The 12287-nt window shown below is 66.4% G+C and carries 13 protein-coding genes and 1 tRNA gene; 12 read left to right on the top strand and 2 right to left on the bottom strand.

Annotated features, from left to right (window positions below; translation table 11 throughout):
- The first annotated feature begins 158 nt into the window (after positions 1-158).
- The 5 genes from hpf (at position 159) to WS89_RS29025 (ending at position 3970) form a co-directional block, all read left to right on the top strand.
- Positions 159-518 (top strand): ribosome hibernation-promoting factor, HPF/YfiA family, encoded by a 360-nt coding sequence (gene hpf, locus WS89_RS29045; RefSeq protein ID WP_006477786.1) that lies wholly within the window; start codon positions 159-161, stop codon positions 516-518.
- Between the two features lie 194 nt (positions 519-712).
- Positions 713-1225: a PTS sugar transporter subunit IIA gene (locus WS89_RS29040; protein ID WP_027806888.1), complete on the top strand. Its 513-nt coding sequence runs from the start codon at positions 713-715 to the stop codon at positions 1223-1225.
- A gap of 129 nt (positions 1226-1354) precedes the next feature.
- Entirely contained in the window at positions 1355-2323 is a 969-nt protein-coding gene (hprK, locus tag WS89_RS29035; RefSeq protein WP_006483133.1) for an HPr(Ser) kinase/phosphatase, read from the top strand.
- A gap of 75 nt (positions 2324-2398) precedes the next feature.
- Positions 2399-3307 carry an RNase adapter RapZ gene (rapZ, locus tag WS89_RS29030; protein WP_006477783.1) on the top strand — a complete coding sequence of 303 codons (909 nt, stop codon included), beginning with the start codon at positions 2399-2401 and terminating at the stop codon, positions 3305-3307.
- Between the two features lie 27 nt (positions 3308-3334).
- The gene (locus WS89_RS29025) at positions 3335-3970 is read left to right on the top strand and encodes an LON peptidase substrate-binding domain-containing protein (RefSeq protein ID WP_034208417.1); all 636 of its coding nucleotides are present in this window, start codon (positions 3335-3337) and stop codon (positions 3968-3970) included.
- Positions 3971-4088: 118 nt separating this feature from the next.
- On the opposite strand, the gene mutY is transcribed toward WS89_RS29025, so the two are convergent.
- Both mutY and mutM read right to left on the bottom strand, forming a co-directional pair.
- Positions 4089-5195 (bottom strand): A/G-specific adenine glycosylase, encoded by a 1107-nt coding sequence (mutY, locus tag WS89_RS29020; RefSeq protein ID WP_059795517.1) that lies wholly within the window; start codon positions 5193-5195, stop codon positions 4089-4091.
- 25 nt (positions 5196-5220) lie between these two features.
- On the bottom strand, positions 5221-6048 hold the full coding sequence (gene mutM / locus WS89_RS29015; protein ID WP_059506649.1) for a bifunctional DNA-formamidopyrimidine glycosylase/DNA-(apurinic or apyrimidinic site) lyase: 828 nt from the start codon (positions 6046-6048) through the stop codon (positions 5221-5223).
- A gap of 243 nt (positions 6049-6291) precedes the next feature.
- Here mutM and WS89_RS29010 point away from each other — a divergent pair, with 243 nt between their 5' ends.
- The 7 genes from WS89_RS29010 (at position 6292) to pth (ending at position 12270) form a co-directional block, all read left to right on the top strand.
- Complete coding sequence (locus tag WS89_RS29010; RefSeq protein WP_059795516.1) at positions 6292-8115, top strand: tetratricopeptide repeat protein; 1824 nt, start codon at positions 6292-6294, stop codon at positions 8113-8115.
- Positions 8115-8735, top strand: coding sequence for a lipoprotein insertase outer membrane protein LolB (gene lolB, locus WS89_RS29005; protein ID WP_059795514.1), 621 nt, complete (start codon positions 8115-8117; stop codon positions 8733-8735). The genes WS89_RS29010 and lolB overlap by 1 nt, the downstream gene beginning before the upstream one ends.
- Positions 8736-8763: 28 nt before the next feature.
- A complete protein-coding gene (gene ispE, locus WS89_RS29000; protein ID WP_059506643.1) occupies positions 8764-9645 on the top strand; it encodes a 4-(cytidine 5'-diphospho)-2-C-methyl-D-erythritol kinase in 882 nt (293 codons plus the stop codon).
- Between the two features lie 55 nt (positions 9646-9700).
- Positions 9701-9777, top strand: a tRNA-Gln gene (locus tag WS89_RS28995).
- Positions 9778-9821: 44 nt separating this feature from the next.
- Positions 9822-10784: a ribose-phosphate pyrophosphokinase gene (locus tag WS89_RS28990; protein WP_006483739.1), complete on the top strand. Its 963-nt coding sequence runs from the start codon at positions 9822-9824 to the stop codon at positions 10782-10784.
- A 158-nt stretch (positions 10785-10942) separates the two neighbouring features.
- The gene (locus tag WS89_RS28985) at positions 10943-11551 is read left to right on the top strand and encodes a 50S ribosomal protein L25/general stress protein Ctc (protein ID WP_034208424.1); all 609 of its coding nucleotides are present in this window, start codon (positions 10943-10945) and stop codon (positions 11549-11551) included.
- A 119-nt stretch (positions 11552-11670) separates the two neighbouring features.
- Positions 11671-12270, top strand: a complete 600-nt coding sequence (gene pth, locus WS89_RS28980; RefSeq protein WP_048246979.1) for an aminoacyl-tRNA hydrolase — start codon at positions 11671-11673, stop codon at positions 12268-12270.
- The last annotated feature ends 17 nt before the right edge of the window (positions 12271-12287 follow it).

Below are 12287 nucleotides of genomic sequence, written 5' to 3'. Positions count from 1 at the left end.
GCCTGCTGCCTGCCCGGCGGCAGGCGTGTTCCGGCCACCGCGCACACGGGGAACAGGCCGGGCGACCTGTCCGCGATACGCCGCCTCGTGCGGCACGGGCAAGTCGACCGGAGCGCCGCCTCGATGCGGCCGGGTGGTCACTCGCTTGGAGAAGCACTATGAACCTGAAGATCAGTGGACATCATCTCGAAGTCACGCCTGCAATTCGCGAATACGTGATCACCAAGCTGGACCGGGTGCTACGGCATAGCGATCAGGTGATCGATGGCACTGTGATCCTCTCGGTCGACAACCACAAGGAAAAGGACAAGCAGCAGCGCGCGGAAATCAATCTGCACCTGAAGGGCAAGGACATCTTCGTCGAAAGCGCGAACGGCAACCTGTACGCCGCGATCGATCTGCTGATCGACAAGCTGGATCGCCAGGTCGTCAAGCACATGGAGCGCCTGCAAACGCACGCGCACGACCCGATCAAGCTGCAGCCGTCGATCGACCAGATCGAACTGCCGCCGCAATAACCGTCACTGCAACACGCACGCCGCCCGGTTCGCCGGGCGTTTTTTTTGCGACTCCGCGCGAAGGTGCAACCGGTCGGTCCGTGCTGCGCCACGCACGCGGCTGTGCTCTATAATGTTCCGGTTATCGCCGGGGGGTGTTGGATGCGGTAGCGGCGTTGCAGGTTGCCATGCCACATACCTTGATATCGCCGAACATGGAAAATCAGTCCGCCGCCGCAAGGAGACCCCAGGCCGCCCAATCGCCTGCCAACATGAATCGCCTAGCCAAAATCCTGCCCATAGAGAACGTCGTCATCGACCTCTCGGTCACCAGCAAGAAACGCGTCTTCGAACAAGCCGGGCTGATGTTCGAGAATCAGAACGGCATCGGCCGCAGCACCGTCACGGACAACCTGTTCGCACGCGAGCGCCTCGGTTCGACCGGGCTCGGCGAAGGTGTCGCGATTCCGCACGGCCGCATCAAGGGCCTCAAGCACCCGCTCGCCGCGTTCGTCCGCCTCGCCGATGCGATCCCGTTCGAAGCGCCCGACGGCCAGCCGGTCGGCCTTCTGATCTTCCTGCTCGTCCCCGAGCAAGCTACCCAGCAGCACCTCGAGATCCTGTCGGAAATCGCGCAACTGCTGTCCGATCGCGACGCACGCGAGCGTCTGCACAACGAAACGGATATCGCCGAGTTGCATCGCCTGCTCACTCAGTGGCAACCTTGAGTTGTTCCGGGCGGAATATTTCCCCGTACCAGGCGGCACGCGCCGCCGTCCAGGGCCGCCCGGCGCCGGCCCGGCATGGCGACGTCCGTCGCCGCGCGCCCGCACCGGCCCATTGGAGTGACGAGAGTCATGGATACGTCCAGCATCAACGCCCAGAGCATCTTCGACGACAACGCAGCCACGCTGAAACTGAGCTGGCTGACGGGGCATGAAGGCTGGGAACGCGGCTTTTCGGCCGACACGGTCGGCAACGCAACGTCGAGCGCCGACCTCGTCGGCCACCTGAACCTGATCCATCCGAACCGGATCCAGGTGCTCGGCGAAGCCGAAATCGACTACTACCAGCGACAGACCGACGAAGACCGCTCGCGCCACATGGCCGAGCTGATCGCGCTCGAACCGCCGTTCCTCGTCGTCGCCGGTGGCGCCGCTGCGCCGCCCGAACTGGTGCTGCGCTGCACGCGCTCGTCCACGCCGCTGTTCACGACGCCGATGTCGGCGGCCGCGGTGATCGACAGCCTGCGGCTCTACATGTCGCGCATCCTCGCGCCGCGCGCGACGCTGCACGGCGTGTTCCTCGACATCCTCGGGATGGGCGTGCTGCTGACCGGCGATTCGGGCCTCGGCAAGAGCGAGCTCGGCCTCGAGCTGATCAGCCGCGGACACGGCCTCGTCGCCGACGACGCGGTCGACTTCGTCCGTCTTGGCCCCGATTTCGTCGAAGGGCGCTGCCCGCCGCTGCTGCAGAATCTGCTCGAAGTGCGTGGCCTCGGCCTGCTCGACATCAAGACGATCTTCGGTGAAACCGCGGTGCGACGGAAAATGAAGCTGAAGCTGATCGTCCAGCTCGTGCGGCGCCCCGACGGCGAATTCCAGCGCCTGCCGCTCGAAAGTCAGACCGTCGACGTGCTCGGTTTGCCGATCAGCAAGGTCACGATCCAGGTCGCGGCCGGCCGCAACCTCGCGGTGCTCGTCGAGGCGGCCGTCCGGAACACGATCCTGCAGTTGCGCGGAATCGACACGTTGCGCGATTTCATGGATCGACAACGACTCGCGATGCAGGATCCCGACAGTCAGTTCCCCGGCAAACTGGTGTAACCCGCACGCGCCCGGCCGCGCAACGCCGACGCGTCGAGCCGGTGCTATGATGAAACGTCAGGATTCTCCGTTCCCATGCGCATCGTCCTCATTACCGGCATCTCCGGCTCAGGCAAGTCCGTCGCGCTGAACGCGCTCGAAGACGCAGGCTATTACTGCGTCGACAACCTGCCGCCGCACGTGCTCCCCGAACTCGCCCGCTACCTCGCCCAGGACGGCCAGCGCCGGCTTGCGGTCGCGATCGACGCGCGCTCCAGCGCGTCGCTCGATGAAATGCCCGGCCTGATCCGCGAGCTGTCCCGCGAGCACGACGTGCGCGTGCTGTTCCTCAACGCGAGCACCCAGGCGCTGATCCAGCGCTTCTCCGAAACGCGCCGCCGCCATCCGTTGTCCGGCTCGCGGTCGCACGATGCGGACGTCGGCTTGCTGTCGTCGCTCGAGGAAGCGATCGAGCGCGAGCGCGAGCTCGTCGCGCCGCTCGCCGAATTCGGCCACCAGATCGATACCAGCACGCTGCGCGCGAACGCGCTGCGCACCTGGGTCAAGCGCTTCATCGAGCAGAAGAACAACGACCTGATGGTGATGTTCGAATCGTTCGGCTTCAAGCGCGGCGTGCCGCTCGACGCCGACCTGATGTTCGACGTGCGCGCGTTGCCGAACCCGTACTACGACCACCAGTTGCGCCCGCTCACCGGGCTCGACCAGCCGGTCATCGCCTTTCTCGACGCACTGCCGATCGTCCATCAGATGATCGACGACATCCATGCGTTCCTGATGAAATGGCTACCGCACTTCCGCGATGACAACCGCAGCTACCTGACCGTCGCCATCGGCTGCACGGGCGGCCAGCATCGCTCGGTGTTCATCGCGGAAACGCTCGCCGCGCGCCTCGCGCGCGACGCGAACGTGATCGTGCGGCATCGTGACGCGCCAGTGGATGTCGACGCGTCGTCGCGGCTCGTCTCCGAGGTCGATCGACCCTAGCGACACCCGCCCCCACGCCCGCGCGCCATGTCCTCCCTCTCGACCACCCTGATCGACCTGCCGCTGTTTCCGCTGCACACGGTGCTGTTTCCGGGAGGGCTGCTCCCGCTCAAGGTGTTCGAGGCGCGCTATCTCGACATGTCGCGCGCATGCCTGCGCGACGATGCGCCGTTCGGCGTGTGCCTGCTCAAGAGCGGGCCCGAAGTCGCGCAGGACGGCGCGGTGTCGGTGCCCGAAACCATCGGCTGCATGGCGCGCATCACCGAGTGCGATACCGGCGAGTTCGGGATGCTGTATCTGCAGGCGGTCGGCACGCAGCGTTTCGAGCTGCTGTCGTATCGCGTCGAAAGCAACGGGCTGCTGGTCGGCATCGCGGAGCCGCTGCCCGACGACATCCCGCTCGAAGGCGAACAGGCGCTCGCGCAGTTCGGCTCGTGCGCCGAGGTGCTCGAGCGCATCATCGACGCGCTGAAGAAGTCCGATCCGGAGAAAATGCCGTTCGGCGAACCGTTCCGCCTCGACGATCCGAGCTGGGTATCGAATCGCCTCGCGGAACTGCTGCCGCTCGACCTGCGCGCGCGGCAGAAGCTGATGGAGTTTCCGGACGTCGGCGCGCGCATCGACGCCGTGCACCACGTGCTCGACCGGCACGGCTGGCTGTAACGCCGCAGGCTCCGTCGCGCAGCGCACCTGCCCGGCGCACGCCTGCCTGCGCGACGGCACAGCCGCGGCAGTCAGGCGCCTTCCCGAACGCGGCCCGCGCCGCGCCCTACGCCGTTCGTTACAGCAGCGGCCCGCTCAGCGCATCGAGCAGCTTGCGCACCGGCGCCGGCACGCCGTACGCGTCGAGCCGGCTCAGCGGCACCCATGCGGTGTCCGCGTCCCGCGCCGGCGACGGTAGGCCCTTGCCCTCCGTCAGATCGCTCAGCCGCGGCTCGATTTCGAGCCGGAAATGCGTGAACGTGTGCGTGAGCGGCGCGAGCGGCACCGTGCCGCCGCCGCCGAAGCCGCGCGCGAGATCCGCGAGCGCGGCATCGCCGTCCGCTTGCGGCAGGCTCCACAGTCCGCCCCAGATGCCGGTCGGCGGCCGGCGCTCGAGCAGCACGGCGTCGCCGTCGCGCAGCACGAGCATCCAGGTCTTGCGCGTCGGCACGGCCTTCTTCGGCCGCGCGGCCGGCAGTTCGCGCTGACGGCCGGTCGATTGCGCGACGCAGTCGCCCGCGAACGGGCAGCGGGCGCAGTCGGGTTTGCCGCGCACGCACAGCGTCGCGCCCAGATCCATCAGCCCCTGCGTATACGCGCTCACGTCGGCCGCGTTCGCGGCGTCGGGCAGCAGCGATTCGGCGAGCGCCCACATGTCGTTCTCGACGCGCTTCTCGCCCGGAAAGCCCTCGACGCCGAATACCCGCGCGAGCACGCGCTTCACGTTGCCGTCGAGGATCGTCGCGCGCGCGCCGTACGCAAACGACGCGATCGCGGCGGCCGTCGAGCGACCGATGCCCGGCAGTTCGGCCAATGCGTCGGGGGTCGCCGGAAACGCGCCGCCGTGCTCGGCGACGACGACCTGCGCGCAGCGGTGCAGGTTGCGCGCGCGCGAGTAGTAGCCGAGCCCGGCCCACAGCGCCATCACGTCGTCGCTCGGCGCGGCCGCGAGCGCGGCGACGTCGGGGTAGCGGTCGAGAAAACGCGTGTAATACGGAATGACGGTCGATACCTGCGTCTGCTGCAGCATGATTTCCGACAGCCAGATCCGGTACGGATCGCGGGTGTTCTGCCATGGCAGATCATGGCGGCCATGCTCGCGCTGCCACGCGACGAGACGCGTGGCGAACGTGCGGTGCAGCGGCGTGACGGGGAACGGAGCGGGGGTGATGCGGGGCGGCTTCAAGTTTGTCTGATGGCGGAAAAGGGTTTCAACGCTGGCACGTCGGGCAGAAATAGGTCGATCGCTGGCCCTGCACGATCTGGCGGATCGATGTGCCGCATACGCGGCACGGCTGGCCGGCGCGATCGTAGACGAAGCAGTCGAGCTGGAAGTAGCCGCTTTCGCCGTTGCTGCCGACGAAATCGCGCAACGTGCTGCCGCCGCGCTCGATCGCGTCGGCGAGCGTCGCGCGTACCGCATCGGCCAGCCGCTCGTAGCGCGGCAGCGACACCTTGCCGGCGGCCGTCGTCGGCCGGATGCCGGCGCGAAACAGGCTCTCCGACGCGTAGATGTTGCCGACGCCGACAACCATGTCGCCCGCGAGCAGCGCCTGCTTGACCGATACCGTGCGGCCGCGTGTACGCGCATGCAGCAACGCGCCGGTGAACGCCGGCGAGAACGGCTCGACGCCGAGGCTCGCGAGTAGCGGATGCGCATGCACGTCGCCTGCGTCGCGCGGATGCCAGAGTACGGCGCCGAAGCGGCGGGGATCGCGGAACCGCAGCACGAATTCGTCGAAGATCCAGTCGATGTGGTCGTGCTTCGCCGCGACCGGCACGCCAGTTGCGGGCAGCACGCGCAGCGTGCCGGTCATCCCGAGATGGACGATGAACCAGCCTGCATCGACCTCGAACAGCAGGTACTTGCCGCGGCGCTCGACGGCGAGCACCTCGCGCGCGCGCAACTGTTCGGCGAGCCCCGCCGGCACGGGCCAGCGCAACATCGCGGTACGGACGTCGACACGCTCGACGCGGCGGCCCGCGACAAAGGGCTCGATACCCCGGCGCGTGACTTCGACTTCTGGCAACTCTGGCATGTTTTGCGGGTCTGAGGCTACGGTCTGTTTACATAGGAACGCGAGCGCTGCCACGAGAACGGCCGCGCTCGCGGCGCCCCCGAACGAGACGCGGGAATGCCCGAAATCGCCCGCCCGGCAGCACGCGAGACGGGCGATTTCGGGCATTCGCATGGGGATTCCACAGGTAAGCGGACCCTATCACGATCGTGCGTGTATTGTAGCGAGCGCGTTACAATCGGTTGAAACATCGAACGGATTTCCATGACCCTGCCCTCGAAGCTGCTTCAGAAGCGCCCCGCCGCCGTGCGCGGCGCGCGCGCCTTCCCGGTCCGCCGTGCAATCGGTGCCGCGCTGCTTGCCGCCTGGACCCTCACCGCCTTTCCGGCCCACGCGCAGGATCCGGCCTCGGACGACGCGGAGCCGCAGGGCGCGTTCGAGCATGTGATGCCGGACGAGCAGAAGAATCTCCCCGGCGTGCCGCTGACGAGCCAGATCGTCTACCAGGTGCTCGCCGCCGAGGTCGCGCTCCAGCGCAACCAGCCGGCACCGGCCTACCAGACCTACCTCGCGCTTGCCCGCGACACGCGCGATCCGCGCATGGCGCAGCGCGCGACCGAAATCGCGCTCGGCGCGCAGAGCCCGGCCGACGCGCTGTCCGCCGCGAATCTGTGGCGCCAGTACGCACCGGATTCGAACCGCGCGTCGCAGGTCGACGCCGCGCTGCTGGTGCTCGCCGGCAAGCCGGCCGACGCGCAACCGATGCTCGCGCGCGAGCTGGCCCGCGCGACCGGCGACACGCGCGGCCCGGCGATCCTCGCGCTGCAGGCGCTGCTCGTGCGCGGCCCCGACCGCGTCGGCGGCCTCGCGGTGCTGAAGGACATGTTGAAGAACGACATGAATCGCCCCGAGGCGCAGCTCGCGATCGCGCGGCAGCAGCTCGCGGTCGACGACAAGGACGGCGCCGCGCAGTCGCTGAAGCAGGCGCTGCAGATTCGCCCCGATTACCTGCCGGCGGCGCTGATGCTGTCGCAAATGGGGCCGGCGGAACGCGCGGCGGGCATCGCGTCGTTCGAGAAGTATGTTCAGCAGAATCCGAAGTCGCGCGACGCACGGCTCGCGCTGTCGCAGCTCTATCTCGCCGACGATCGCCTCGACGACGCACAGAAGCAGTTCGAGACGATGCGCAAGCTCGACTCGAAGGATCCGACGCCGCTGATGGCGCTCGCGCTGATCAAGATCCAGCAGAAGAAGCTCGACGAGGCGACCGGCTACCTGAAGCAGTACGTGCAGCTCGGCGACAAGCAGCCGAATCTCGACGTCGGCCAAGGCTACATCTACCTCGCGCAGATCGCGATCGACCAGAACAACGACGCGCAGGCGTCGCAATGGCTCGACAAGGTCGACCAGACGAGCCAGCACTACCTGCCCGCGCAGATCACCCGCGCGCAACTGCTGCAGAAACAGGGCAAGACCGACGAGGCGCGCAAGGTGCTCGACAACCTGCCGATCACGGATCCGCGCGACGCGGCCGTGGTGGCGCGCACCGATGCGTCGATCCTGTTCACGGCGAAGCGCTATCCGGAAGCGGAGGCGCGGCTCGGGCAGGCCGTCCAGGACTTCCCGGACGATCCCGACCTGCGCTACGACTACGCGATGGCGGCCGAAAAGACGGGCCACTATGCGACGATGGAAAAGCAGTTGCGCGAGCTGATCCGTACGCAGCCCGACAACCCGCAGGCCTACAACGCGCTCGGCTATTCGCTCGCCGACCGCAACCAGCGCCTGCCCGAGGCCAGCAAGCTGATCGACAAGGCGATGGCGCTCGCGCCGAACGACGCCTACATCATGGACAGCCTCGGCTGGGTGAAGTACCGGATGGGCGACACGGCCGGCGCGACGAAGGTGCTGCAGCGTGCATATGAACTGCAGCCGAACGCCGAAATCGGCGCGCATCTCGGCGAGGTGCTTTGGAAGAGCGGCGCGCAGGAAGACGCGCGCAATGCGTGGCGTGCCGCGCAGAAGCTCGAGCCCGACAACGAAACGCTCGTGCAGACGCTGAAGCGCCTGCAGATCAACGGCCTCTGATGCGGATGTTCCCGATGTTTTCCCTGTCCTCCCGCGCGTGGCGCACGCTCGCCGCGGCCGGCGCGGCGCTCGCGCTCGCCGGCTGCGCGAGCACGCCGCCGTCGGCCGGCACGCCGGCGGGCGCCGCACTGCAGACGGCGGCGACGCATGCGTACCACGGCCGCTTCGCGGTGCGGTACGACGATCGTCTCGGCAACCCGCAGAACGTGTACGGCAACTTCGACTGGCAGGAACACGGCGACGACGTGTCGCTCGAACTGCGCAGCCCGCTCGGCCAGACGCTCGCGGTCGTGAAAGCGACGCCGCACGCGGCGTCGCTCGAATTGCCGAACCGTCCGACCCAATATGCGCCGGACGTCGGCGACCTGATGCAGAAGACGCTCGGCTTCGAGCTGCCGCTCGCGGGCCTGCGCTACTGGCTGCTGCCGACCGCCGCGCCCGCGACGCCCGCGGAAACCGTGCGCGACCCGGCCGACGGCACGCGCATCAAGCAGCTCCGCCAGGACGGCTGGACGATCGACTACCTCGCCTACGCGGATGCCCCGGCCACGGGCGTCAAACGCGTCAACCTCGTGCGCGCGACGCCGCCGCTCGACATCAAGCTCGTGCTCGATCAGTGAGCACGCGCGCCTAGCCCCCGATACCCGCATGACCGATTCGACCCGCTCGCTGCGCAACTGCCTGGCGCCCGCGAAACTCAACCTGTTCCTGCACATCACCGGTCGCCGCCCGAACGGCTATCACGATCTGCAGAGCGTATTCCAGCTGCTGAACTGGGGCGACACGCTGCACTTCACGCGGCGCGACGACGGCCGCGTCGCACGCGTCACCGACGTGCCCGGCGTGCCCGAGGAAAGCGATCTCGTCGTACGCGCGGCCAACCTGCTGAAAGCGCATACGGGCACCGCGCACGGCGTCGACATCGAGATCGACAAGATCCTGCCGATGGGCGCCGGTCTCGGCGGCGGCAGCTCCGACGCGGCGACGACGCTGCTCGCGCTGAACCGCCTGTGGCAACTCGATTTGCCGCGCGCCGAACTCCAGTCGCTCGCGGTCAAACTCGGCGCCGACGTCCCGTTTTTTATTTTTGGAAAAAATGCGTTCGCAGAGGGTATCGGAGAAGAATTAGCTGAGGTAGAATTGCCGACTCGCTGGTTCCTGGTTGTGACGCCACGCGTTCATGTCCCGACCGCTGAAATATTTTCAGATGAGTTGTTGACAAGAGATACGAAGCCCGTCACAATTGCTGACTTTCTTGCACAGCAAACCAGCGATGCGGGATGGCCAGATAGCTTCGGCCGGAACGATATGCAGGAAGTTGTAACAAGGAAGTACGCGGAAGTTGCGCAGGTGGTCAAATGGTTGTATGATGTGACCCCCGCGAGGATGACCGGCTCCGGAGCAAGCGTGTTTGCAGCGTTTCACAGCAAGCACGAGGCAGAAGCGGCGAAAGCCAGACTGCCCGCCAGTTGGAATGGCGCAGTTGCCGAGAGCCTGAACGAGCATCCGCTCTTCGCTTTCGCGTCATGAAGTTTTACTTTGCCGAACGGCCTACACGAGTTCGGTGAAGTTATCAGTTAAGTGTAGGGGAGTCGCCAAGTTGGTCAAGGCACCGGATTTTGATTCCGGCATGCGAGGGTTCGAGTCCTTCCTCCCCTGCCAAAAATTTTCCCGCATTTCCCGCCCAAGCCTGAAGCAGGTGCACGATGAGCAGCCACAGCCATGATGGCCTGATGGTCTTTACTGGCAACGCGAATCCCGCGCTCGCCCAGGAAGTCGTCAATATCCTTGGTATCCCCCTCGGCAAAGCGATGGTCAGCCGTTTCTCCGACGGCGAGATCCAGGTCGAGATCCAGGAAAACGTGCGCGGCAAGGACGTCTTCGTCCTGCAATCCACGTGCGCACCGACGAACGACAACCTGATGGAACTGATGATCATGGTCGATGCGCTCAAGCGCGCATCCGCCGGCCGGATCACTGCAGCCATCCCCTACTTCGGCTATGCGCGTCAGGATCGCCGCCCGCGTTCGGCGCGCGTCGCGATCTCGGCGAAGGTCATCGCGAACATGCTGGAAATCGCCGGCGTCGAGCGGATCATCACGATGGATCTGCACGCCGACCAGATTCAAGGCTTCTTCGACATTCCGGTCGACAACATCTACGCCACGCCGATCCTGCTGGGCGACCTGCGCAAGCAGAACTACTCGGATCTGCTCGTCGTGTCGCCGGACGTCGGCGGCGTGGTGCGTGCCCGGGCACTCGCGAAGCAGCTCAACTGCGATCTCGCGATCATCGACAAGCGTCGCCCGAAGGCGAACGTCGCCGAAGTGATGAACATCATCGGTGAAGTCGAAGGCCGCACCTGCGTGATCATGGACGACATGGTCGATACGGCCGGCACGCTCTGCAAGGCCGCGCAAGTGCTGAAGGACCGCGGTGCGAAACAGGTGTTCGCGTACGCGACGCACCCGGTGCTGTCGGGCGGCGCCGCAGATCGCATCGCCGCATCGGCACTCGACGAGCTGGTCGTGACCGACACGATTCCGCTGTCGGCCGAATCGCTGGCGTGCTCGAAGATCCGCTCGCTGACGAGCGCGAGCCTGCTGGCCGAAACGTTCTCGCGGATTCGCCGCGGCGATTCGGTGATGTCGCTGTTCGCGGAATCCTGATCGCGAAACGACGGAACAAAGTATGCGCGGAAAGCGAAGCGGCAACGCTTCGCTTTTTGCACAATCGGACGGGATAGACGAAACCCCGGCCGTTTCATCGGGGGCCGCTTGATGGCCCCGTTTCACTGCCTGGTCGCGGGCAGCCATTGGAGAATCACATGAAAGTCGTCGCTTTCGAGCGCCAACAGCAAGGTACGGGTGCGAGCCGCCGCCTGCGCAACGCCGGTAAGACCACGGGTATCGTCTACGGTGGCGAAGCCGCCCCGCAAAAGATCGAACTCGATCACAACGCCCTGTGGCACGCCCTGAAGAAGGAAGCCTTCCACTCGTCGATCCTCGACCTCGAAGTGGCCGGCCAGTCGCAACAGGTTCTGCTGCGCGATGTGCAATACCACCCGTTCAAGCAACTGGTGCTGCACGTGGACTTCCAGCGCGTCGACGCGAAGAAGAAGCTGCACACGAAGGTGCCGCTGCACTTCCTGAACGCTGAAGTCAGCCCGGCCGTGAAGCTGTCGAGCGCAGTCGTTTCGCACGTTGCGACGGAAATCGAAGTCGAGTGCCTGCCGGCTGCCCTGCCGGAATTCCTCGAAGTCGACCTGTCGAAGATCGAAGCCGGTCAATCGCTGCACGCGAAGGACATCGCGCTGCCGAAGGGCGTCGCGCTGGTCGCGCACGTCGACGCGGAAAACCCGGTCGTCGCATCGGCAACGATCCCGGCTGGCGCCGTGTCGGACGCAGCAGACGAAGGCGAAACGCCGGCTGCCTAAGCGGCCGCTCACGCGCCCAATCGATCCGTTTCACGAAACGGTCGACGCAACCCGCCGCGGCCTGCCCGGCGGGTTTTTCTTTTTCTGCGCCCAGGCGGCAGCGCCGCCTTCGAAACGTCATGATCAAACTGATCGTCGGCCTCGGCAATCCCGGGGCGGAATACACCGCGACACGCCACAACGCCGGCTTCTGGCTGATCGACCAGCTCGCCCGCGAAGCCGGCACGACGCTGCGCGACGAGCGCCGCTTCCACGGCTTCTATGCGAAAGCGCGCCTGCACGGCGAGGAAGTCCACCTGCTCGAGCCGCAAACCTACATGAACCGTTCCGGCCAATCGGTCGTCGCGCTCGCGCAATTCTTCAAGATCCTGCCCGACCAGATCCTCGTCGCGCACGACGAACTCGACCTGCCGCCCGGCACCGTGAAGCTGAAGCTCGGCGGCGGCAGCGGCGGCCACAACGGCCTGAAGGACATCTCCGCGCACCTGTCGTCGCAGCAGTACTGGCGGCTGCGGATCGGCATCGGCCATCCGCGCGACCTGATTCCGGAAAGTGCGCGCGCCGGCGCGAAGCCCGACGTTGCGAACTTCGTGCTGAAACCGCCGCGCCGCGAGGAACAGGACGTGATCGACGCATCGATCGAGCGCGCGCTCGCCGTGATGCCGATGGTCGTCAAGGGCGAACTCGATCGCGCGACGATGCAACTGCATCGCAACTGACCGCCCGTCGCACCGGC

Source organism: Burkholderia sp. MSMB1072, assembly GCF_001524725.1.
Classification (GTDB): Bacteria; Pseudomonadota; Gammaproteobacteria; order Burkholderiales; family Burkholderiaceae; genus Burkholderia.
The sequence above is the reverse complement of the archived record's forward strand: the minus strand, read 5'-3'. Positions and strand labels throughout refer to the sequence as shown.